Source organism: Amycolatopsis antarctica (assembly GCF_002262875.1).
In the GTDB taxonomy this organism is placed as follows: Bacteria; Actinomycetota; Actinomycetes; order Mycobacteriales; family Pseudonocardiaceae; genus Amycolatopsis; species Amycolatopsis antarctica.
In genome coordinates this window covers 1-22450 of sequence record NZ_NKYE01000029.1, presented here as the reverse complement: position 1 = coordinate 22450, position 22450 = coordinate 1, and the positions used below count along the sequence as shown (strand labels likewise).

General features: G+C 68.3%; 22 protein-coding genes and 1 pseudogene. 13 read left to right on the top strand and 10 right to left on the bottom strand.

Annotation, left to right across the window (positions count from 1 at the left end; translation table 11 throughout):
• Positions 1–23: 23 nt before the first annotated feature.
• Both CFN78_RS27900 and CFN78_RS27895 read right to left on the bottom strand, forming a co-directional pair.
• A complete protein-coding gene (locus CFN78_RS27900) occupies positions 24–1508 on the bottom strand; it encodes an MFS transporter (RefSeq protein WP_240519740.1) in 1485 nt (494 codons plus the stop codon).
• 124 nt (positions 1509–1632) lie between these two features.
• Complete coding sequence (locus tag CFN78_RS27895) at positions 1633–2280, bottom strand: TetR/AcrR family transcriptional regulator (RefSeq protein WP_094866301.1); 648 nt, start codon at positions 2278–2280, stop codon at positions 1633–1635.
• A 251-nt stretch (positions 2281–2531) separates the two neighbouring features.
• Here CFN78_RS27895 and CFN78_RS27890 point away from each other — a divergent pair, with 251 nt between their 5' ends.
• Positions 2532–3977, top strand: a complete 1446-nt coding sequence (locus CFN78_RS27890; RefSeq protein WP_094866281.1) for an MFS transporter — start codon at positions 2532–2534, stop codon at positions 3975–3977.
• 14 nt (positions 3978–3991) lie between these two features.
• Here CFN78_RS27890 and CFN78_RS27885 read toward each other — a convergent pair whose 3' ends face one another.
• Complete coding sequence (locus CFN78_RS27885) at positions 3992–4471, bottom strand: CGNR zinc finger domain-containing protein (protein WP_094866279.1); 480 nt, start codon at positions 4469–4471, stop codon at positions 3992–3994.
• Positions 4472–4575: 104 nt separating this feature from the next.
• Between CFN78_RS27885 and CFN78_RS27880 the strand changes: the two genes are divergently transcribed.
• Entirely contained in the window at positions 4576–5442 is an 867-nt protein-coding gene (locus CFN78_RS27880; protein ID WP_094866277.1) for an alpha/beta fold hydrolase, read from the top strand.
• A gap of 33 nt (positions 5443–5475) precedes the next feature.
• Here the strand turns inward: CFN78_RS27880 and CFN78_RS27875 are convergent, their stop codons facing one another.
• The gene (locus tag CFN78_RS27875) at positions 5476–6063 is read right to left on the bottom strand and encodes an alpha/beta fold hydrolase (protein WP_205660682.1); all 588 of its coding nucleotides are present in this window, start codon (positions 6061–6063) and stop codon (positions 5476–5478) included.
• A gap of 137 nt (positions 6064–6200) precedes the next feature.
• Here CFN78_RS27875 and CFN78_RS27870 point away from each other — a divergent pair, with 137 nt between their 5' ends.
• The 3 genes and pseudogenes from CFN78_RS27870 to CFN78_RS29625 all read left to right on the top strand — a co-directional run bounded on the left by CFN78_RS27870 (position 6201) and on the right by CFN78_RS29625 (position 7365).
• A complete protein-coding gene (locus tag CFN78_RS27870) occupies positions 6201–6629 on the top strand; it encodes an NmrA family NAD(P)-binding protein (RefSeq protein WP_338065560.1) in 429 nt (142 codons plus the stop codon).
• 297 nt (positions 6630–6926) lie between these two features.
• Positions 6927–7232 (top strand): annotated as a pseudogene (locus CFN78_RS30400) (recombinase family protein); the annotation flags it as partial.
• Positions 7126–7365 (top strand): recombinase family protein, encoded by a 240-nt coding sequence (locus CFN78_RS29625; RefSeq protein ID WP_205660684.1) that lies wholly within the window; start codon positions 7126–7128, stop codon positions 7363–7365. The pseudogene CFN78_RS30400 and the gene CFN78_RS29625, both read left to right, overlap by 107 nt.
• Before the next feature lie 180 nt (positions 7366–7545).
• Here CFN78_RS29625 and dnaE read toward each other — a convergent pair whose 3' ends face one another.
• Positions 7546–11130, bottom strand: a complete 3585-nt coding sequence (gene dnaE, locus CFN78_RS27860; RefSeq protein ID WP_094866274.1) for a DNA polymerase III subunit alpha — start codon at positions 11128–11130, stop codon at positions 7546–7548.
• A 464-nt stretch (positions 11131–11594) separates the two neighbouring features.
• Here dnaE and CFN78_RS27855 point away from each other — a divergent pair, with 464 nt between their 5' ends.
• From CFN78_RS27855 to CFN78_RS27835, 5 genes are all read left to right on the top strand, one after another.
• On the top strand, positions 11595–12878 hold the full coding sequence (locus CFN78_RS27855) for a sensor histidine kinase (protein WP_094866272.1): 1284 nt from the start codon (positions 11595–11597) through the stop codon (positions 12876–12878).
• Positions 12875–13312: a roadblock/LC7 domain-containing protein gene (locus CFN78_RS27850; RefSeq protein ID WP_094866270.1), complete on the top strand. Its 438-nt coding sequence runs from the start codon at positions 12875–12877 to the stop codon at positions 13310–13312. The genes CFN78_RS27855 and CFN78_RS27850 overlap by 4 nt, the downstream gene beginning before the upstream one ends.
• A gap of 66 nt (positions 13313–13378) precedes the next feature.
• Positions 13379–13720, top strand: a complete 342-nt coding sequence (locus CFN78_RS27845; protein WP_094866299.1) for a DUF742 domain-containing protein — start codon at positions 13379–13381, stop codon at positions 13718–13720.
• Positions 13695–14327, top strand: a complete 633-nt coding sequence (locus tag CFN78_RS27840; RefSeq protein WP_094866268.1) for a GTP-binding protein — start codon at positions 13695–13697, stop codon at positions 14325–14327. Before CFN78_RS27845 ends, CFN78_RS27840 begins: the two co-directional genes overlap by 26 nt.
• 98 nt (positions 14328–14425) lie before the next feature.
• On the top strand, positions 14426–15655 hold the full coding sequence (locus CFN78_RS27835) for a styrene monooxygenase/indole monooxygenase family protein (RefSeq protein WP_094866266.1): 1230 nt from the start codon (positions 14426–14428) through the stop codon (positions 15653–15655).
• Positions 15656–15666: 11 nt separating this feature from the next.
• On the opposite strand, the gene CFN78_RS27830 is transcribed toward CFN78_RS27835, so the two are convergent.
• The 3 genes from CFN78_RS27830 to CFN78_RS27820 form a co-directional block, all read right to left on the bottom strand.
• On the bottom strand, positions 15667–16059 hold the full coding sequence (locus tag CFN78_RS27830; RefSeq protein WP_094866264.1) for a hypothetical protein: 393 nt from the start codon (positions 16057–16059) through the stop codon (positions 15667–15669).
• Positions 16060–16088: 29 nt separating this feature from the next.
• Positions 16089–17579 (bottom strand): cryptochrome/photolyase family protein, encoded by a 1491-nt coding sequence (locus CFN78_RS27825; protein WP_094866262.1) that lies wholly within the window; start codon positions 17577–17579, stop codon positions 16089–16091.
• Between the two features lie 69 nt (positions 17580–17648).
• The gene (locus tag CFN78_RS27820; protein ID WP_094866260.1) at positions 17649–18419 is read right to left on the bottom strand and encodes a HEAT repeat domain-containing protein; all 771 of its coding nucleotides are present in this window, start codon (positions 18417–18419) and stop codon (positions 17649–17651) included.
• 452 nt (positions 18420–18871) lie between these two features.
• On the opposite strand from CFN78_RS27820, the gene CFN78_RS28940 reads away from it, so the two are divergent.
• Complete coding sequence (locus tag CFN78_RS28940) at positions 18872–19267, top strand: hypothetical protein (RefSeq protein WP_133116500.1); 396 nt, start codon at positions 18872–18874, stop codon at positions 19265–19267.
• Between the two features lie 187 nt (positions 19268–19454).
• Here CFN78_RS28940 and CFN78_RS27810 read toward each other — a convergent pair whose 3' ends face one another.
• Together CFN78_RS27810 and CFN78_RS30005 are read right to left on the bottom strand one after the other, a co-directional pair.
• Positions 19455–19823 carry a hypothetical protein gene (locus CFN78_RS27810; RefSeq protein WP_094866257.1) on the bottom strand — a complete coding sequence of 123 codons (369 nt, stop codon included), beginning with the start codon at positions 19821–19823 and terminating at the stop codon, positions 19455–19457.
• Positions 19820–21193: an NsdA family TPR-like regulatory protein gene (locus tag CFN78_RS30005; RefSeq protein WP_240519739.1), complete on the bottom strand. Its 1374-nt coding sequence runs from the start codon at positions 21191–21193 to the stop codon at positions 19820–19822. Before CFN78_RS30005 ends, CFN78_RS27810 begins: the two co-directional genes overlap by 4 nt.
• Before the next feature lie 452 nt (positions 21194–21645).
• Between CFN78_RS30005 and CFN78_RS27800 the strand changes: the two genes are divergently transcribed.
• Positions 21646–21930, top strand: a complete 285-nt coding sequence (locus CFN78_RS27800; protein WP_094866255.1) for a hypothetical protein — start codon at positions 21646–21648, stop codon at positions 21928–21930.
• A gap of 157 nt (positions 21931–22087) precedes the next feature.
• On the top strand, positions 22088–22303 hold the full coding sequence (locus CFN78_RS27795) for a hypothetical protein (RefSeq protein ID WP_094866253.1): 216 nt from the start codon (positions 22088–22090) through the stop codon (positions 22301–22303).
• Positions 22304–22450: the final 147 nt, after the last annotated feature.

The window sequence follows — 22450 nt, the reverse complement described above, 5'->3', positions numbered from 1 at the left end:
GCACCAGCATCCGGCTGTCAACCTCACTCGAATGGACCAGTCGCTGCTACTTTGTGCGACATTCGCTGCTCACTACGGTGATCGTGGCGTAGTTCCAACGCCGCCAGGATCAATGCGAGCAGGGTGAAGCCGACCGAGCAGAGCAGGGCCACGGAGACCGCTGCCTGATAGTCGCCCCCTGGCAGAGCGATCGCGTGGAAGACAGAGGCCAGTACCGCCGTTCCGATCGCGGTCCCGATGCGCTGCCCGGTCTGCAGCACCCCGCCCGCGACCCCGGCGGTCGCCCCGGGCACCCGTTCCAGCGTCAGCGTCGTGTTCGGGGAGATGACCATGCCACCGCCGATACCGGCGAGCAGCAGCGGGAGGGCCACGGCGAATCCCACCGAAGCGGCGGGGACGACCCGGACCAGCACGGCCACCACGCCCAGCCCGGCGGCGACCGTGGTCAGGCCCGCGACCGTCAACCGCCTGCCCCAGCGCTGCACGAGTCTTCCGGCGATCGCCGCCGCCACCGCCGAGCCCAGCGCGAACGGCGTCACCGCCAGTCCCGACTGCAGCGCCGTGTAACCGAGGCCCTGCTGGAAGAACAACGCGAAAACCAGCCATACGCCGGCGAACCCACTGAAGTACACCGCGCCGATCGCGGCCCCGCGGGCGAATCCGGGGGTGGCGGTGAACAGGCGGGTGTCCAGCAGCGGTGGCCGCTTCCCGCGGGCCAGCCTGCGTTCCCAGTAGACGAAGGCGACTCCGAGCAGCACCGACAGCGGGAACATCCACCAGAACCGCCGCGGGCCGCCCTGCTCGGACTGCACGAGCGGGAACATCACGCCGAGCACGGCCAGGCCGAGCAGGATCGCCCCGACGCCGTCGATCTCCGCCCGTAACCTGCCCGGTGCCCGTTCCGATCGCGGGACCAGCCTCATCGCGAGCACCAGGGCGAGGATGCCGATCGGGATGTTCACGAAGAACACCCACCGCCAGCCGGAGGACTCACCGGAGACCGCGAGGATGACCCCGCCCAGCACCGGGCCGACCGCGGTGGAGATGCCGACCGTGGCGCCGAACATGCCGAACGCGCGGCCGCGTTCCGCGCCGTGGAAGAGGTCCTGGATCAGCCCGGTGTTCTGCGGGGTCAGCATGCCCGCCGCGGCACCCTGCAGCAGGCGCGCGACGATCAGCATCGCCTCGTTCACCGACGCCCCGGCGAGCGCGCTGGTCAGGACGAACGCGGTGAGCGCGATCAGGAACATCCGGCGCCTGCCGAGCGTGTCCCCGAGCCGGCCGCCCGCGACGAGCACCAGCCCGAAGGTCAGCGCGTAACCGGACACCACCCACTGGATGCCGGCGGGAGTCGCGCCGAGGCCGCTCTGGATCGACGGCAGGGCGACGTTGACGATGCTCACGTCGAGCAGCCCCATGAACCCGGCCGCCAGGGTCACCGCGAGTGCCTTCCAGCGTCGCGGGTCCGGCGCTCCGTCCACCTCGGGGGCCTGCTGACCGGTCGTCACGTCGGCCATTCTCGCCGCTGGGCATCCGACCGGCAGGACGAGCGCACGACCCCGCGTCCGCGCCGCGACCGTCCACAATGGTCACCCGGCTACCGCGCCGGGAGGTGCCCTCGCCTCGGCGTCCTCACCCTCCGGTCACCGGAGCGAGCCAGAGGCCGGTGATCGCGTCGATCAGCCCGGTCGCGGCCCGCTGCCAGGAATCCCGCGGGGTCGGGCCGCCTTCGGCCAGCGCCCGTTCGCGTTCGGCCACCATGTGCACCATGAGCAGGCGGGCCATGTCGCGGCGCTCCCGCCGCACGGCGGGTGGCAGGTCCGGGAGGCACCGGTCGAGTTCCTCGGCGGTGCGGAGCAGGGCAGGCGAACCGAGGGATTCCACCACCATGATCTCCCGGTACGCCGGATCGGTCATCGCCTGTGCGCTGAACCGGCCGAACCAGGTCGGCGATTCGAGATCGGCGAGGTGCTGGGCGAGCGGACGCACCATGCAGGCCACCCAGTCCCGCACCTCGTCGGACTCGCCGGTACCCGCGACCATCCGGGCGCGCAGTAACTCGACCTGCTCGGTGTGCTTGCGCACGATCGCGCGAACCAGGTCGGCCTTGGTGCCGAAGTGATAGCCGACGGCGGTGTTGTTCCCCTGTCCGGCCGCCTCGCTGACCTGGCGGTTGGACACCGCGGCGACCCCGTGCTCGGCGAAGAGGCGTTCCGCGTTCGACAGGATCAGATCCCGTGTCGCGGCCACCCGCTCCGCCCTGACCGCCTTCCCCGGCACGGTCACCACCGCTCCGCCACGTCGCGACGCCCGCCGATCGAGGGCCCGCCGGGAAGGGGCGCACGAACGCCGGGGACGGGAACCGAGGAGTCCCCGCCCCGTACCTCCGCCTGTGTCATCGCAGGACCTCCTCGTCTCCGCCCAGCGCGTGGAGTCACGTTAGGCGCGGGTGATAACGTCAGTCAAGCGACTGACTTAAAGCTGCGCCGCCGCGCCAGGACGCATCGGCGACGACCACGGGAGCCGATCCGATGACCGATGTCCTCGCCACGCCGTCCGGCGCGGCCGCCCCGATCCGGACGCGCCCGCAGGCTGTGGTCACGGTACTGGCCTTCGCCGGGATCGTGGTCTCGCTCATGCAGACCCTGGTGATCCCGCTCGTGCCCACGCTGCCCGCGCTGCTGGGCGCCACTCCCTCCGACACGGCCTGGGCGATCACCGCGACCCTGCTGGCGGCCGCGGTCGCGACACCGACCGTCGGGCGGCTGGGCGACATGTACGGCAAACGGCGGATGTTGCTGTTCAGCCTGGTCATGCTGATCGCCGGTTCGGTGCTGTGCGCACTGTCGTACAGCCTGGCGCCGATGGTCGTCGGGCGCGCGCTCCAGGGACTGGCCGCGGGCGTGATCCCGCTGGGCATCAGCATCATGCGCGACGAACTGCCCGCCGAACGGCTGGGCGGGGCGACCGCGCTGATGAGTGCCTCACTGGGCGTCGGCGGCGCACTCGGCCTGCCCGCCGCCGCGTTCATCGCCGACCGCGCCGACTGGCACACGCTGTTCTGGGCCGCCTCGTTCCTGGCCGCGGCGGCCGCGTTCCTCGTGTTCGCCTTCGTCCCGGAGTCGAGAGTCCGCACCGGTGGCCGATTCGACCTGCCGGGCGCGGTGGGCCTCTCGGTCGCGCTGCTGTGCCTGCTGCTGGCGATCTCCAAGGGCGGCGACTGGGGCTGGGGCAGCGGCCTGACCGTGGGCCTGCTCGCCACGGCGGTCCTCGTGCTGCTCGGGTGGGGCTGGTGGGAGCTGCGCACCCGGCAGCCACTGGTCGACCTGCGCACCTCCGCACGCAGGCAGGTGCTGCTCACCAACACCGCGTCCATGGTGTTCGGCTTCGCGATGTTCGCGATGTCGCTGGTCATCCCGCAACTGCTGCAACTGCCCGCCGCCACCGGCTACGGCCTCGGGCAGACGATCCTGGTCGCCGGCCTGGTGATGGCACCCAACGGCCTGGTGATGATGGCGATGGCACCGATCTCGGCGCGGATCTCCCGGACCAGAGGGCCCAAGATCACGCTGATGACCGGCGCGCTGGTGGTGGCGATCGGTTACGGCCTCAGCCTGGTGATGATGTCGGCCATCTGGCAGCTCATGATCGCCTCCACCTTCATCGGCGCGGGCATCGGGCTGGCCTACGGCGCGATGCCCGCCCTGGTGATGGCCGCCGTGCCGGTCTCCGAGACCGCCGCTGCGAACAGCCTGAACACGCTCATGCGTTCCATCGGCACCTCGGTCGCCAGTGCGGTCGCCGGCGCCGTCCTGGCCCAGATGACCATCAGCCTCGGACCGGCCACGCTCCCGGCACAGGACGCCTTCCGGGTGGTACTGGGCATCGGTGCCGTCTCGGCGCTCGCCGCCCTCGCCATCGCGTCATTCCTGCCCGGCCGTGACAGCCCCGTGGACGGCGACCCCAGGCAGGAGTAGCGGCCATTCCCCCGTCAGCGGGTGCGCTGGTAGTGGCGGCGTGCTTTTGCGCGGTTGCCGCAGACGGCCATCGAGCACCAGCGGGCGCGGTTGGCGCGGCTGCGGTCGAGCAGGAACAGTTGGCACTCGTCGTTGGCGCACGGGCGTAGTCGGCCGGGTAGTTGCTTCGCGGTGGCGGCCCAGGCGAGGACCATCTCGACGGCCAACCGGGCGTGCGGGGGAGTTTTGACTGTCCACTGAAGACCATCCGAAGTGAACTCCGGGATCTGGTGGACCCCTTCGAGTAGCGGGCTCAATGCGGTGGGCGGGTTTTCTCCGCTCACTACGTCCCACAGGAGGCCCCGCGCCGCGCGCAGCAGGGCCAGTTCCGTGAGGCTGCCGTCGCCGCCGTGTTCCCGCGCCCAGCGTCTGCCTGCGGCCGGGTCGCCGAGCGCGTCGAGTTCCTCGCCGTTGACCCGTGGTCTGCTGTTGAGCAGGTCCAGCAGCGCGTCCATCGAGGGCCCCTCCCCTCTAACTAGATCGAACCCTTTGACAGGTTAACCCACCCGTGCTTGCATGACGAGGAACTAACCGTATTAAACATTCAAAGAGGTTAGATATGAGCTCGGTGCACCACCGGACCGCCACCGTCGACGGCCACGAGATCTTCTACCGCGAGGCCGGCCCCGCCGACGCTCCCGCAATCGTGCTGCTGCACGGCTACCCGACCAGCTCGTTCATGTTCCGCGAGCTCATCCCGCTACTGGCCGGGGACTACCACGTCATCGCGCCGGACCACCTCGGCTTCGGCCACTCCGCCGCCCCCCTCGCAGGCGAGTTCGCCTACACCTTCGACGCCCTCGCCGAACTCACCTCCGGACTGCTCGACCAGCTGGGCCTGGACCGCTACGCCCTCTACGTCCAGGACTACGGCGCCCCCATCGGCTGGCGGCTCGCGCTCCAACACCCCGAACGGATCTCCGCCCTCGTCACCCAGAACGGCAACGGCTACGAGGACGGCTTCGTCGACTCGTTCTGGACCGACGTCTGGGCCTACGGGGCGAACCCAGGCCCCGACACCGAACCCGCCGTCCGCGCCGCGCTGAGCCTCGACGCAGTCCGCTGGCAATACCTGCATGGCGTCCCTGACCCGAGCCTGGTCAGCCCGGACACCTGGGAACACGACTACGCCCTCGTCTCCCGCGAAGGCAACGACGAGATCCAACTGGCACTGTTCCGCGACTACCCGAACAACCGCCCGCTCTACCCACTGCTGCACGAATTCCTACGCACCAACGAGGTCCCGGTACTCGCGGTATGGGGCCAGGGCGACGAAATCTTCGGCCCAGCCGGAGCGCAAGCCTTCGCCCGCGACGCCAAGGACGCGGAGATCCACCTCATCAACGGCGGCCACTTCCTGCTGGAAAGCCACCTCAACGTCGTCGCGGGTTACCTACGCGGCTTCCTCGGGCGCGTGCTGGGCTAGCTACTCCAGCAGCACTTACCGGTAAAGGCGAAGTCATCCATTGCTACAGCACCATCGCACCGATACTTGTTCGGTCAGGAACGGCAGGATGATGTCGGTCATCTCGTCGGGTACTTCCTCGGCGAGGTCGTGTCCGGTGTTGAAGACGTGTCCGGTGGCGTCGTGGGCCACGAGCCGCATCTGGGACTCGTTACGGTCGCCGATGAACCCGGAGCCGCCGAGCGCCAGGACTGGAATGTCCAGCTTCTTCCGTGCGGCTTGCCGGTTTTGTTCGGCGTCGACGAGCATTGCCCGGTAGATCGAGAGCATCGCGCGGATGCCGCCAGGCATGGAGTAGCGGCGCACGTATTCGTCGACCGCCTCGGGGGTGGCGGTGTCGGGGTGGCTGCGCTCGTACTTGATCATGTAGGCAATCAGCTCGCGTTCGTGTCCGGCGATCAGCGTCTCGGGGATGTCCGGCTGGAAGTAGAAGCCCAGATGGCATAGGTGCATGCCACTGGAGACATTCTCGGGAGTGAGCGCGGTGTGGTCCTCGAAGCCGAATCCGGGGAACAACGCTTCGGCGAACACGAGAGCAGTGACGTGGTCGCGGCGGCGGGCGGCGAGCTGATAGCCGATCACCGCTCCCCCTGTCCTCGCCCGCCACGGCCCGGGAATGTACTGGCGAGAGCAACCCGCTACCGCCCCACTGTCGCGTGCCGACCACTGACGGGGCGGTTCACAATTGGTCTTCTTCATGGAGAACTTCCTCCCGTCCAATGGCCTACCTGTTCCCGCGCGGCATCGAAGGCGGCCTGGTCACCCTTCTGCGCCCGGAAACCCGGCTGTCCCTGACCGCGGTGGACGACATCGGCAGGGTGGCCGCTGCCGCCATCGCCGCGCCGCAGCGATTCGACGGGGTCGAACTGGAACTGGCGAGTGACTACCTGTCGGTGACGAAGATCGCCAAGGTTCTCTCTCGCATCCTGGGCGGGCAACTGTCGGCCCCGGACATGACCGAGCAGGAGGCACTCGCCGCCGGCATGCCGGCGATGGGCGCCTCGCACAAGTGGCTCAACGTCTCCGGTCAGCCGGGCCGCCCGCAGTTCGTGAGGCACTTCGGCATCCCATTGACCAGCCTCGCGGAATGGGCACAGGAGCACATGCAGGCCAACGGCGGGCACATCTGGGCTTCCGGCCAGGAATAGACCAATCCGCACACCGAGTGCTGTTCCGGTAGACGTTCGTCTACCGGAACACCAGGACACGCGATCAGGACTACAGGCCGAGGCGTTCCGTAACAGTGTTCCGGGTTTCGTTCCGGTGATGGGGGGTTATACGGAACAACGAGCGCGTGAACGGGACACGAGTCGGATACGCACGCTGCGCCACCGACGAGCAGGACGTGCTCGTGCGGACCGAGCAACTTCAAGCGCTCCGAGTCGAGCCCGAGCGGATCTACATCGACCGCGGGTTCTCCGGCACCACCCCGCACCAACCGTGCCGGACTGGACCAAGCCCTCGCAGCCGTGTGGGACGGCAGCGTCTTCACAGTCACCAAGTTCGACCGATTCGCCCGCAACATGGCCGAGGCCAACCAGATCCTCACCGACCTCCGCGGCCGCGGCGTGCTGTTCGGCCTAGCCGCCTCGGTCTACGACTGGGACGACCCGTTCGACCGGCTGTTCCCGCAGAACCCTCGCGATGGTCGCCGAGTTCGAGGCCGACCTCAACCACCTGCGCACCCGCGACGGCGTGGCCATCGCCAAACGCAAGGGCAAGTTCAAAGAGAAACAGCCCACACTGCCTGAGTCCGCGCAGCGCTCCATCCGACGCCCTCACGCCGCTGGCGAGGTCACGCTGGCCGACCTCGCCGAGGAATACCGCGTCGACCGCTCCACCATCCACCGCGTGATCCACCGTAGCCCTGCAGGGGAGGCGTGATGCCCGTCGAAGGCAGCCGTGGTGACCAGCTACAACGCTCTACTTTGCACCTGGTCGTAGCTTCGGGAGTCCTGGGCCGGGTCCAAGATCTACAGCTGCCAGAGGTTATGGACGGTCCGGGCTGCTGATCGGGAGCACCTGGGGCCACCTCCGGCCCCGGTCGCGGCGACCGGGTGTGACTCAGGCGCCCGCCGTGATCCCGGAGATGCCCTTGAGCTCGCCCATCAGCATGGAGCTGACCCGAACCGGGTAGTCGTACAGCGCGAACACGGTCTGCCGCTGGGTGCCGACGAGTTTGAGATGCACCGGGGTGTCGCCCTTGTGGACTTCGAGGGTGCGTTTGAGTTCGGCGACGACGCTCTGGTTGATCTTCTCCGCCGAGGCCAGCAGCACCAGTGGTGGTTCCTCGACACCGTTCTCGACGTCGGAGAGATCCAGCGGCACCAGACCGCCACCGAAGATCGACATCTTGTCCTCACGCCAGTTCACCCGGCCCTTGAACACCGCCGCCGCGTCCTCGATCAGATCCGCCGAGTACACCGCGTACGCCTTCGGGAAGAACAACACCTCCAGCGAGGCGTCCATGTCCTCCACCCGGCAGATCGCCCAGGGCTCGCCCTTCTTGTTCACCCGACGCTCCAGGGCGGTGATCAGCCCCGAGATGATGATCTCCCCCTCCTTCGGCGGGTCGGCCAGAATCGCCGCGATCGGCCTCGGCGCATGCTTGCGCAGAATCCGCTCCGCACCGTCCAGCGGATGCGCCGACACGTACAGGCCCAGCATCTCCCGCTCGTACGCAAGCAACTGCTTACGCGGATACTCCTGCTCGCCGAACCTCAGATGCGCCAGCGGCGACGAGGACGACATCGCCGCGCCATCGGAGTCGTCTCCCCCGCCGAAAAGGTCGAACTGCCCCATCGCCTGCTGCCGCTTCAGCGGCACCACGGCCTCGACCGCCTCCTCGTGCACCTGCACCATCGACAACCGCGTGTTCCCCAGCGAGTCGAAGCCACCCGCCTTGATCAACGACTCGATCACCCGCTTGTTGCACGCCACCAGTTCCGACTTGTCCAGGAAATCGGTGAACGAGGAGTACTTGCCCTTCTCCTCCCGGGTCTTGATCACCGACTCCACCACGTTCGCACCCACGTTGCGCACCGCGCCCATGCCGAACCGGATGTCGTCCCCGACCGCGGCGAACCGCAGCGCCGACTCGTTCACGTCCGGCGGCAGCACCTTGATACCCAGCCGGCGGCACTCCGACAGATAGATCGCCGACTTGTCCTTGTTGTCGCCCACCGACGTCAGCAACGCCGCCATGTACTCCGGCTGATAGTTCGCCTTCAGATACGCCGTCCAGTAGGAGATCAGGCCGTAGGCGGCGGCGTGGCTCTTGTTGAACGCGTATCCGGCGAACGGGAGAATGGTGTCCCACAACGCCTTCACGGCCTCGTCGGAGAATCCGCCGTCCAGCAGTTCGCTGGCCTTCATCCCGGCCTGGAAACCCTCGAACTCCTTGTCCAGGACTTCTTTTTTCTTCTTGCCCATCGCGCGGCGCAGCACGTCCGCGCGGCCCATCGAATACCCGGCCACCTTCTGGCCGATGTGCATGATCTGCTCCTGGTAGACGATCAGGCCGTGCGTGTCGGCCAGGATCTCCTTCAGGGGCTCGGCCAGCTCCGGGTGGATCGGGGTGACCTTCTGCCGCAGGTTCTTGCGGTCGGCGTAGTCGTTATGCGCGTTCATGCCCATCGGGCCGGGGCGGTACAGCGCACCCACCGCGACGATGTCGTCGAACCGGGTCGGCTGCATCCGGCGGAGCAGGTCGCGCATCGGCCCGCCGTCGAGCTGGAACACGCCGAGCGTGTCGCCACGGGCGAGCAGCTTGTAGGTCTCCGGATCGTCCATGCCGAGCCGGTCGAGGTCGATGTCCTCGCCGCGGTTGGTCTTGATGTTGTCGATCGCGTCACCGATGACGGTCAGGTTGCGCAGGCCGAGGAAGTCCATCTTCAACAGGCCGATGGCCTCGCACGACGGATAGTCCCAGCCGGTGATGACCGAGCCGTCGTCCCGCCGCCACAGCGGGATGGCCTCCATCAGCGGCTCGCTGGACATGATCACCGCGCAGGCGTGCACGCCCGCGTTACGGATCAGCCCCTCCAGCCCGCGAGCGGTGTTGAAGATCGTCGAAACCTCGTCGTCGGTCTCCACCAGCGCCCGCACCTCGGCCGCCTCACCGAAGCGCTCGTGCTCCGGATTGACGATCCCGGACAGCGGGATGTCCTTCGCCATGATCGGCGGCGGCAGCGCCTTGGAGATCTTGTCCGCGATCGCGTAACCGGGCTGCCCGTAGTGGACGCGGGCGGAGTCCTTGATCGCGGCCTTCGTCTTGATCGTGCCGAAGGTGATGACCTGGGCGACCCGGTCCGAGCCGTACTTCTCGGTGGCGTAGCGGACCATCTCGCCACGACGCCGGTCGTCGAAGTCGATGTCGATGTCGGGCATCGAGGCGCGCTCGGGGTTGAGGAACCGCTCGAACAGCAGCTTCTGCGGGATGGGATCCAGGTTGGTGATACCGAGGACGTACGCGACCAGCGATCCGGCGGCGGACCCACGACCGGGGCCGACCCGGATACCCACACCGCGCGCGTAGTTGATCAGGTCGGCGACGACCAGGAAGTACGCCGGGAACCCCTTCTGGACGATGACGCCGAGCTCCATCTCCAGTCGCTCGGCGTAGCCCTCCGGCGCCCCTTCGGGGAAGCGCCACTCGAGGCCCTTCATCACTTCCTGGTGCAACCAGCTCGCCTGGTCGTAACCGTCCGGGACGGTGAAGACCGGCATCCGGTCCTTGTGTGCGTAGACCTCCTCGTAGGACTGCACCCGCTCCGCGATCAGCAGGGTCGAATCCGCCGCCCCGGGAACCTCCGTGTCCCAGTACTCCCGCATCTCCGCGGCCGACTTCAGGTAATAGCCACTACCGTCGAACTTGAATCGATTCGGATCGTTCAGCGTCTTTCCCGACTGCACACACAACAACGCCGAGTGCGAATCCGCCTGATCCTGCGTCACATAATGCGAATCATTCGTCGCCAACGGCGAGAGATTCAACTCCCGGCTGATCTTGAGCAGACCCTCCCGCACCGACCGCTCGATCGGCAGGCCGTGGTCCATCAATTCCAGAAAGAAGTTGTCCGCGCCGAAAATGTCCTTGTAGTCCGACGCCGCCTGCAACGCCGCCTCGGTCTGCCCCAGCCGCAACCGCGTCTGCACCTCACCCGACGGGCACCCCGTCGTCGCGATGATGCCCTCCGCGTTCTCGGCGATCAGCTCCCGGTCCATTCGCGGCTTGCGGTAGTACCCCTGGATACTCGCCAACGACGACAGCTTGAACAGATTCCGCAAGCCGGTGGCGTTCTCCGCCACCATCGTCATGTGCGTGTACGAACCCGCACCCGAGACGTCCCCGCCCTCACCGAACTCGTCAGCGCCGCGCTGGTTGCTCTGCCCCCAGAACACCGGCTTCTTGTGGAACCGTGACTCCGGCGCCACATACGCCTCGATGCCGATGATCGGCTTGACACCCGCCTTCACCGACTGCTGGTAGAACTCGTCCGCCCCGTACATGTTCCCGTGATCGGTCATCCCCACCGCGGGCATCCCCAGCCGGACCGCCTCGTCGAACAGCGGAGCGATCTTCGCCGCACCATCGAGCATCGAGTACTCGGTGTGCACGTGCAGGTGGACGAAGGAGTCGTTCGACACCAGCAAGGACCTCCCCTGAATGGAACGATGACGGGCGCCGCGGCGGCCTCGTGGCGAGGGCGTACGGGGCACCCAGCCTAGCCCGCGGCTCCGACGGTTCGAGTGGCACGGTGTCGTCCAATCATGCCCCCGGCCGACCCGCCGGAGGGGGAGACCGAGGGGGCGTGTCGCGGCCTGTCGCGAAGCTCACCCTGCCCCTCCGGCAAGAGTGTCCATTGTGGACCGACTGTGTGTTCCGGCGCGGTCGCGGGGAGAAGATCGGCAGGCCCGGAGCCGGATCACAGCCTGCGAGCGAACGGGGACTCCTTGTGGACAACCGCCCCGGGGTCTGATTCCATGGCTGGCGTTGCCCGGTAGTCGTCCGCGTCCCGCGTCGGCGCCCCGCCGGCAGCACGGCAGGCGACGGCATCGGGTGAACGGCGCCGGCACACGACACGGGTACGCGAGCAGAAGGTGTAGACGACATGGCCACGCGCGCTCGGGAGTTACTGGACCGCTCGAGGGTGCTGATCGGCCGCTCCCGCGAGGCGGCCGCCCAGATCATCAGCACGTCGCGGCAGAACCTGGCGGCTGCTCAGGCCCCGCCGCGCCCCGCACCGCGCGCCCTCGAGCCGCGGGCTGCCGTACAGGATTCAGGCCCGCCGCCGCCGTCGTCGGAACAGGCGCTGAGCGGGATCTGCGGCAGCATCGCCCTGCGTGACCTGAACCTCGTCGACTCCCTGCTCGCACAGCTCGAGGAGATGGAGTCGCAGGAGGAGGACCAGGAACGGCTCGCCGAGCTGTACCGCCTCGACCACCTGGCGACCCGGCTCCGCCGTAACGCCGAGAACCTCCGGGTACTGGCCGGGCGGGACGCGGGCGACGGCGTGGCCCGGACGACCTCGTTGGTCGACGTGATCCGTGCGGCGATGTCCTCGATCGACCACTACTCCCGCATCACCATCGGCCGCGTCGCCTCGCTCGGCGTCGTCGGCTTCGCAGCCGACGACCTCGGCAGGCTCGTCGCGGAACTGCTGGACAACGCCGCCAACCAGTCGCCGCCGAACACGCCGGTCCGGGTCAGCGCGCACCTGACCGAGCAGGGCAGCGTCCTGTTGCGCATCGAGGACGAGGGCATCGGGATGCCCGCCGAGAAACTGGAGTCGCTGAACGAGCGCTTGGTCTCCGACCCGGTGCTCGACGACGACTCGGTCCGGCACATGGGCCTCGCCGTGGTGCGCAGGCTCTCGGCCAGGCACGACATGCGGACCCGGCTCGACCGGCGCAGCCCGCACGGCACCACCGCCACCGTCCTGCTGCCCTCCACGCTGGTCTCCGAGCTGCCGGAGGCGAGCTGGTCCGGCGCGCAGACCGTCGTCTTCCCGCAGACCCCGGCACCCGAGCACCCCGCCGCGGTCCCGGCGGCCCGCGCCGCCCGGCCCGCCTCGCCGAGCGGGAATCTGCCGCAGCGCCGGTCGCCTACGGGGCAGCCCGCCGTCCGGCGCAGGCCGGCCCCTGGCCCGCCGCCCGGCGAACCCCGCACCGGAACCACGCCCAACGGGTTGCCGCGCCGGGTCTCCCGCAGCATCAAGAACCTGGCCGAGCAGCCCGCGCCGCCACAGACCCCGCAGCCTCCTCAGGCCGACCAGCGTGCCGGGCACGACCGCCTGCTCGCCGACCTCGATGCCTTCTCCACCGGCGAACAGGCCGCCCGCGACGAGCGCAACGGCGCCGAGCAGCGCGACCGAGCAGAGGGAACCGAGCAGTGACAGCCGCCAATGACAACCGCACCGACTTCACCTGGTTGATCAACGACTTCGTGAACAAGGTGCACGGGGTGTCACACGCCCTGATCATGTCGTCCGACGGTTTCCCGCTGACCGCCTCGGACGCGGTCAGCGGAGACGAGGCCGAACATCTGGCCGCCATCTCCAGCGGGCTGCTGAGCCTGGCGAGCAACAGTGCCGCCCTGTTCGACAAGGGCTCCTGTGAGCAGATCATCATGCGGCTGACCAAGGGATATTTCCTCTTCATGGAGATAAGCTCGGGTGCCGGTCTCGCGGTACTGACCGGCCCGGAGTGCGACATGAAGGTCGTCGCCTACGAGATGACCCAGTTCGTGACCAACGCGGGCCACGTACTGACACCCGAACGGCGCGCCGACATGCGTCGCGTCCTGACTGCCCGCCGCTCCCAGGCCTGACCAGCCCGGCCCAAGGATGTGATCACCGTGTCCACCGAAGACGCCACGGGTGGTGCCGCGCCCGCGATGCGGAGCAGGCGGGTGCGCCCGTACGCCCTGACCGGCGGCCGTACCCGCACCCGGCACCAGCTCCTCGTCGAGACGCTCATCTCGGTCCCGCGGTACGACGCCTCGCTGGCCGATTCCCTCATGCCCGAGTCCCGCACGCTCTACGAGCGGGCCCGCGGCAGGACCTCCATCGCGGAGCTGTCGGTGGCGCTGACGCTGCCGCTGGGCGTCGTCCGCGTCCTCGTCAGCGACCTCGCCACGCAGGGCGCGGTCTACGTCCATCCCACGGCCCAGGCCTACCAACACGACACGAACGTGCTCGAGAGGATCCTCGATGGACTCAAGCGGCTCCCCGTCTGACGCGGATCTGCTGACGATCTCGGCGAAGATCGTCGTCGCGGGCGGGTTCGGGGTCGGCAAGACCACGCTCGTCGGATCCGTTTCCGAAGTTCCGCCTCTGAACACCGAGGCGTGGATGACCCAGGCAGGCACCGGCGTCGACGACCAGGCACCGGACGGCACGAAGACCACCACCACCGTGGCGATGGACTTCGGCCGGATCTCCCTGGACGCCGACATGCTGCTGTACCTGTTCGGCACGCCGGGCCAGCCCCGGTTCTGGTTCCTGTGGGACGACCTCTCCCGGGGCGCGCTCGGCGCGATCGTGCTGGTCGACACCCGCCGGATCGACGAGTCGTTCGCCGCGATCAACTACTTCGAGAACGACTCCGACCTGCCGTTCATCGTCGCGGTCAACCTGTTCGACGGGGAACTGGAGCACGATCTGGACGAGGTCAGGGACGCGCTCGCGCTGGGCCCCGACACGCCGCTGATCACCTGCGACGCCCGGCAGCCCGCGTCCGCGGTACAGGCCCTGCAGGCCGTCGTCACGCACACGCTCTCGCTGGCCCGCGTGACCGTGCCGGGTGAGCGGCCCGAGCAGGTCCCCGCGGACAGTCACGCCTAGCCGGGTGCCGGCCACACCGGCTTTCCCGCACGGTCACGCATCGGCAAGCCACGCCCCGGTCCGACCGGTGGCGCTCGAACGCCCTGGAGGTAGGCAGAATGCGTAAGGTCCTCGTCGTCGGTGCCGGTCAGTCCGGTTTGCAGCTCGCGCTGACGCTGCAGGAGAACGACTACGACGTCACCGTGATGTCGGCCCGTACCCCGGAGGAGATCCGGGAGGGCAAGGTGATGTCGACCCAGGCGATGTTCAACATGGCGCTGCAGCACGAACGGGACCACGCGCTGAACCTGTGGGAGGCGGACACGGTCCGCATCGAGGGGCTCGGCGTGTCCATCGCCGCCCCCGACGGCAACCGCGCCCTGGACTGGTTCGCCCGGCTCGACAACTACGCGCAGTCGGTCGACCAGCGGATCAAGATGCCCGGCTGGCTGGAGTTGTTCGAGGAGCGCGGCGGGAAGCTGGTGATCCACGGCGTCACGACCTCGGATCTGAACTCACTGGCCGCAATGTACGACCTGGTCGTGGTGGCCGCGGGCAAGGGCGAGCTGGTCGAGCTGTTCGACCGGGACCCGGCTCTGTCCCCGTACACCGCGCCGCAGCGCGCGCTGTCCCTCGCCTACGTGCACGGGCTCGCGCCGCGGCCGGAGCATCCCGAGCACAACGGCGTCCGGTTCAACATCATCCCGGGGGTCGGAGAGCTGTTCATGATCCCCTCGCTGACGCTGTCCGGGAACTGCGACATCCTGTTCTTCGAGGGGGTCCCCGGCGGCCCGCTGGACTGCTGGCAGGACCGGCCCGGCCCGGACGAGCACCTGCGGCGAATCCTCGGCTTCATGAAGCAGTACCTGCCGTGGGAATACGAACGGACCGCCGAGGTGGAGCTCACCGACTCACGGGCGACATTGGCCGGTGGGTACACGCCTGTGGTGCGCAACCCGGTCGGCGAGCTGCCCTCGGGCGCGATCGTGCTCGGCATGGCCGATGTGGTGGTGGCCAACGATCCGATCACCGGACAGGGCTCGAACAACGCGGCCAAGTGCGCGGCCTCGTACCTGGAGTCCATCCTGGAGCATGGGGACAAGCCGTTCGACCGCGAGTTCATGCGGGGCGCTTTCGACCGCTACTGGGGCTACGCGCAGCACGTGACGAACTGGACGAACGCGATGCTCCAGCCGCCGCCCCCACACGTGCTGGAGATCATCGGAGCCGCCGGTTCGGTACCCGCGGTGGCCTCCCGGTTCGTCAACGGCTTCGAGGACCCGTCCGACTTCCAGCACTGGTTCCTCGACCCGGACAAGGCCGCGCGCTACCTGGCCGAGGTGTCCTGACCGGGGTACAGCTAGCGTTTGCGGCCCGCCAGGCCGGACAGCGCGCACAGCAGGCCCCAGCCGCCGGCCGCCGCGGCAGCCTTCGGCCGCAACGAGCGGTCGGGCAGGGTGAGCCCGAGCAGCAGGGCGTCGGCCGCGTCCGAGGCGACGCGGACGGCCAGTGCGGTGCGCTGCGACCTCCCGTCCGGGGCGAAGGACATCGCCAGCCCGGAAGCGATGTCGCGGAGCCCGATCGCACCGATGAGGATGCCGGTCGACGCGGCGACGGCTCCCCTGGCGTCGGTGAGGCCGCAGGGCTTCGCCATCAGCGCCGGCCTGACGAGGATGGCGGCCCCGTACGCGGCGGTCCCGGCCCCGAGGATCTTGGTGAGCGTCGACGTGGGGATCGATCGCGATATCGGCATTGTCGGTGTCCTTTCGTGCGGCTGTGTTCTCAGAACCGGTTCCGGTCGTGTTCCTGCTCGACGACGGCCGCGCGGTCGCGCAGCCGTTCCAGCGAGCCGAGCGGCTTGGCCATCCTGTGGTTGCCGCGCAGCCGTCCGGCGCTGCGGTCCATCCAGGCCCAGTACCCCGCGGTGTACGGGCAGGCGTTCTCCCCCACCCGGACCTTCGGGTCGTAGACGCAGTCGCCGCAGTGGTCACTCATCCGGTTGATGTAGGCGCCACCCGCGGCGTACGGCTTGGTGGCGACGATCCCGCCGTCGGCGTACTGGCTCATCCCGATCACGTTCGCCGGCATCACCCACGGGAACCCGTCGACGAACGCCGTCGCGAACCACTCGGTGAGCCGGGCCGGGTGGTAGCCGCGCTGCAGGGCGTGGTTACCGAGCACCATCAGCCGCTGGATGTGGTGTGCGTAGCCGCGGTCGCGCACCCCCGCCATGGCGACGCTCAGGCAGCGCGCCGTGACCGCGTCCGCGTCCAGCTCGGTCCACCACGCGGGCAGCGGGGTCTCGGCCCGCAGGGCGTTGTGCCGCGAGTAGTCCGGCCCGAGGTGCCAGTAGAGCTGCCAGACCCATTCCCGCCAGCCGAGGATCTGCCGGGTGAAACCCTCTACGGAGGACAACGGCGCGTGCCCGTCGTGGTAGCGCCGTTCGGCCTGCCGCACGACGTCGAGCGGGTCGAGCAGGCCGAGGTTGATCGGCACGGACAGCAGCGCGTGCGACATCGCCCAGTCGCCACCGAGCATGGCGTCCTGGTGGGTGCCGAAGGTCGGCAGCCGCGCGTCGAGGAACCTCCGTAGCGCTCGTTTCGCCTCGGTACGGCTCACCGCGAAACGACGCGGCCCGTCCTCGCCGACGGTGTGCAGTCCGCTCATCGCGTCCAGGTCGGCCCTGACCCGCTCGTCGATCTCGTTCTCTCTGGGGTGCCAGGGCGCGGGAACGCCGAGGGTGTCCGCGCCCGAGGGCGGCGGCTCCCGGTTGTCGTGGTCGGTGTTCCAGCGTCCGCCCACCGGTTCCCCGTCCGGTTCGAGCAGGACGCCGTGGCGCCTGCGCTGGTCGCGGTAAAAGTCCTCCATCACGTAGCGGGGGCGGTCCCGCACCCACTCTGCGAAGTCCCGAGTGGACAGTGTGAACCCTGGAGTGGGAAGGATCTCGGTGACCACGCCGTCCTCACGCAGTCGCCGGACGAGGCGGTGCGCGGCGTGCGAGCCGGGTTCGTGCACCACGACCGGCCGCCCGTACTCGCGTAGTCCGGCCCGATAGCTCGCCGCCTCGACGACGGTCACCCGGTCGCCGAGGTCACGGCGCAGCGCGCGGATGGCGGCGAGCACCAGATGCAGTTTCTGCCGGTGGTAACCCTTGTGCCGCAGGGCGTGTGCCGACTCGATCAGGACGATGTCCCGATCGTGGGTGTCCGGGCCGTCGGTGAAGTGCGGGCCGAGCTGGTCGGCGAAGAGCCAGAGTGCGGCATCGGCGGTCACCGCCCCAGGATGCGCCCGGCGCTCCGGCAGCGCAGTGCGGCGTCCCCGGTCCGTGTCCGGTGGATGTCGTCAGATGGTGTCGTCGCCCGGCCAGGTCGGTTCGAGGGAGGGGATGTTGCCCGCCAGCACCCGCGCTGGCTCGACCCGGTCACCGAGGCCGAGGTCCCGCAGCGGCGCGGTGAGGCCGAGCGCGCCGAGGGCGCGTGCCGCCGCGATCCGCGGTCCCCGCTTGCGATCGCGCAGCAGACCGGCCAGCCCGTCGCACACGGGATGGGCGCGGACGGCGGTGCGGCCGGCGTGCCGCAGCCTGCGGACCGCGTCGGCCGCGGCCGAACGCACGGCCGGGTGCCGGTCGGCGAGCGCACCGGCCAGCGTGTCTAGCGCGGCGAGGTCACCGGTGTCGCCGAGGCCCACGGCGGCGTTCAGCCGTGCGTCGAGGCCTCCCCCGGCGAGGATCTCCGGGTAACGGCGCAGCGGTTCGAGTGCGTGCAGCCTGCTGTAGCCGTAGGCGTACTCCACGACGAGCGGGCGGGCCGTCCTGCGGAACAGCGAACCGTGTTCGTCACTCGGCCGGAGCGGGGTGTGCAGCAGCGGGGCCGGGTCCCGGTGCGGGTCGCGCTGCACCAGCAGCCTGCACGCGAGCTGACGGACCCTCGGCCGCAGGTACCCGGCGGCCTGAAAGCGCATCAGTGCGTCGTCCAGTCCCGGATCGTCCGCGCTGACGAGCTGGCGGCACATCGCGACGGCAGTTCCGTGACCGGAGTTCCAGATCGCGCGCAGGACTTCTTCCAGGCCGTCTGTCCCCCGCTGCACGTCCGTCACACGCTCGGTTCGCGTCATCGAACACCCCCAGTCCGCCGCACGGTCTGATCACGTCATCGGCGGCAGGCGGGCGGCGTTACCGTTGACCACGCTGCCGCTCGTCCGAGCGCGGGCAGGTGCACGGCGGAGGCCCAGCGGCCCCGAGACGCGACAAGCCCGGATCCGCTCAACACGGGTCCGGGCTGTGCCGGGTGTTGCAAGCGGTCTTGCAAGCGGCCGCACACCGGCGTATCGCTCAGAGTGATCGTCTGGTCACCCACGAGGCAGAAGGCCGCGAGGTGTCGCTGTCGCGGCCCACCGCGAGTAGAGGACAACGCGACATCAACTCGGCAGCGCACCCGTGATTCTCGACTTGACTGCTGCTCGGACGGCGTATTCGTAGCGATTTATACCGCACGCTGAACCGGACGCAGGAACCAACCCGGTTGGCGCTACCAGAGGTGTATCGACCCCTGCAATCGTTGATGATCGTGAAAGCCAAGACCAAGAAGAAAATAGGCCGTTTGTGGGGCTACGCATTACTGCTTGTCGTCGCTTACGGCTGGTTCGGAACCACACTCGGCCCCGGGGTGATCGCGGCGATCTCGGGTGCAGTTGTGCTGTACACCCTGTTCCAGGCGCCAATGTGGTGCTGCGCGGATACTCGGGAGAACGAACCGTGCCGGAACAATGCCTACGGAATACTCATGGGCTGCTCGATTCAACAGCACAAATGGCAGAAGCTCAAGATGTCGGTACGGGTCGACATGTGGGGAAGGCTGACCAAGCGAGTACTGACCAGCATCGGCGGTGTCGCGGCATCGATTTCCGCTCTCGCGGCCACCATGTCGGCATTCGTCGCACTCGGGGCATTGATCGCAAAATAGCGTCGACTCAAGCAATGTCGAGCCTTGTCGATTCCTTTCGGAAAATTCCTTCCGCCACACTCGCCATCAGCGTCTCGCGATTTTCAACACAGGTGATCGAATCGGTCGCGGTCGAGAAATCGACACCGCCGTAGACCGGGCTTGCCAGGACGGGAGTGCTCGACGTGATCCCATCCGGTACGGATTTCTACTGCCGTACACCCGCGATGAATTCGATCCGCTCGAAGATGTCCGCGTCCGTCTCACGCTGCCACTCCGGCAGATCTGGCCAGTCGGCGACGTACCCGGGCTTCGGTTCCGCGATGTGCTTGTAAATCTGAGCGACCCAGCAGGTGGCGACGAACCGCCCTTTCTGCTCGCGGCTGAGCTTGGCCGTCTGGCCGTCAGACACTTCCACGAACGCCCGTACCTGCTCGAATACTGCCCCTGCACTCTGGCGCTCCCAGTCCGGCATGTCCTCCCACGAGGCGACGTAGCCCGGCTTAGGGTTCCCGGGAAAGTGCCGCTTCACTCCGCTGATCCAAGCGTCGCGGAAGATACGGCTGGGTTCGGTCACGGGAAACTCCTCGCATCGATCGGGTCGGTGAAAGTGGCGATCTGGCGGTCGAGATTGCGGACATGCTTGTCGGCCAACAGCGGCTTCAACTGTGGTTTCAGCGTCGCGAGCTTGCGCCCGACGTACCCGGCCGAGCCGGTGTGCCGGGCGGCATCAACCGCCGCCCCGCCATAGAGCACGACCTGTTCGGCATCGCCGCGCCGCGCCCCGACCGTCGCCAGATCGGTCAACACGCTGCCGCGTCGGCGAACGGACAGGCTGCGGGCGAGCGCTTCGTTCAATGCCGGTTCGGCCAGGTCCGGACGACCAAGTTCGACGAAGCAGCTGCCCCGTTCCTCAGCAAGACGTGAGCCGGTGAAGCGCAGCCAACCGCTGGTCGCCGGAGTGTTCAACTCGGTGACGCGTCCGGCCATTTCCAACGCCCGCTGGCAACTGTCGAACTTGCCCAGACCGGCGTAGGTCTGCGCTTGCACAACTGCCACCCAGTACCGGGTGGGCAGGCTCGTATCGCCCCTGCGCGCCACGCTGGTGGCACCGTCGAGCAACGGCGCGGCCTGGCCGAAACGGCGCTCGTACACCCCAATGAATGCATGGCGGGTCAGGGCACACGCCCACAGGTCAGGCGCGCCGGCTTCCTTGCTGGCGCTGGCGGCCAGCGCATAGCACTGGGCAGCGTCGGTATAGCGGTTGCCGTCGAAGCAAATCTCGCCGCACAGCTGGAACAAGTCCCCGACCAGTCCGCAGAGTCGCCGGTGGTTGTGCGCCGACTGCGGCTGCTGTAAGTGGTCAGTCAGCACGCTCAGGTGACGGCGCACCAGCGGTAACGCCTGACGCTTGGCTGGCGAATGAGCGAAGACCTGCCAGAGGTGGACGTTCAGACTGGCGTATTCGTCCAGCGTGGCGGAGCCGGGTCGCCCAGTGGTACTCGCGGCCAGGCGCTCGACGTCCAGCACGTCGGCCACGGGCACGGCCAGCAAACTGCCCGTCAAGCTCATCAACCGCAGTAGCTCTCGGCGGTTCACGTCGTCATCATCTGCCGATGGCAGTACGGCTTTCGCCGTCGCAGCTGCTTCGGTCGTAGCGGCAACGGGCAGCTTGAACCACAACAGCCCGGCGGGGATGCGGAGGACACGCGCCCACTCTATGAGCTTTGCGAGGTCTTGCGGTGGCTGGCCGTTCTCGACGCGGCTGAGCTGCGTCTGGGTCAACCCGACCCAGCCGGCCACGGTGCCCTGCGGCAACGGTCGGCCGTGCCAGGAGTGCGTGCGGTACGCCTGGATGACCCGCCCCATGTGCCAGCTGTTCAGGGCATCACGCACCCGGTCGGTCTGCCAGAACTCCGATGGCACCTGTGGCGGCGTGGCGAGCATCGCGCGACCCCGCGACCGACAGGGAGAGCACAGCCCGGCGGGGTTGTCGGCGGCAAGCCGGGTGCCGCAACGGCAGTATCGGCGTCCGCCGTGTCGGCCCATCAGTGGCGCACCCAACTCCCGGTAGCGATCGCGTCAATCCGCAACGTGACCACCGTATGCGTTTCTGGGAACGCCGGATATGCATCCGGCGCATATCCGGCAGGTGAACTTCGTCATCGCAGCTCAGGTGGTGGGGCTCCAATGTGAACGCAGGCATCCGGAGGCGACGAGACCGCTCCTGGTGCCACCGCCACAGCGCACCACCCGAGGTTTGCGTCCGACAGCGGTGTGCGCTTCCCAACGCCGTTGTCGCATCAGTGGTCGACAGGAGGGCACCTGTGACAATCCGAACGGAATGTGAGCGGTGGGCGATAGGCACATTGCCGCCACTGGCCTACGGTTATATGCGAGTGCCGGAGAACGCCGACGACGGCCCACTGCGTCAGACCGAGCAGGCCCTGCGCGGCTACGCCGAACAGCGCGGGTTCTGTTTCCCCGGCATCTTCTTCGAGTTTCAGCCGGGTGCCCGCGAGGGCTTCGGCGAACTGATGCGCGAACTCTTCCGTGCAGACGCCCACCACGTAATCGTGCCGAACCTCGGACACCTGGCGAGCCACGCGCTGTTGCGTCGGATGATGATCCTTCAACTGGCAGCTACCGCAGGTGCCGGTGTCCTCGCGCTTGACGCCTCATGACGGGCACCCGCACCGTCGATCCGACCGACGCGCTGTGTGCTGTCAACCGGCAGATACCGCAGGTGGTAAGCCACCTGTCTGCTGGGACGCTGTCATTGCCGAGAAGAACCAGGTCTTCCGGGCTGCCCGAACAGTCGGGCCGTCGCGACCTCCGGACATGAGCCTGTCGGGATGGCTCGTCCTGCTGGTCGCCGCACCGGTGTCGGCATACGGCGTGGCGTGGATGTGGCTCTGGCGACTGGAAAGACGACGAGCACAACTGCTGGCCGAATGGACGCAAGACGGGCGATCGGTGGCGGCGATTCTCGCGCGGATCGAGCACGAACGAACAGTCACCTGGCCGCTGCACGACGTAGACCACCAGCATCGGTAGCCATCTTCTGGTGGGCGCAGCAGTGTCCTGGCTCAGGAGATAGGCGACAGGTGTCTCAGGTCATAGGCGACACGAGTCGCGGGTCATCGGCGACTGGCTGGGTGGGCTGGATGCTCGGGCATGTCGAAGGCTCGTCTGGTTATCACC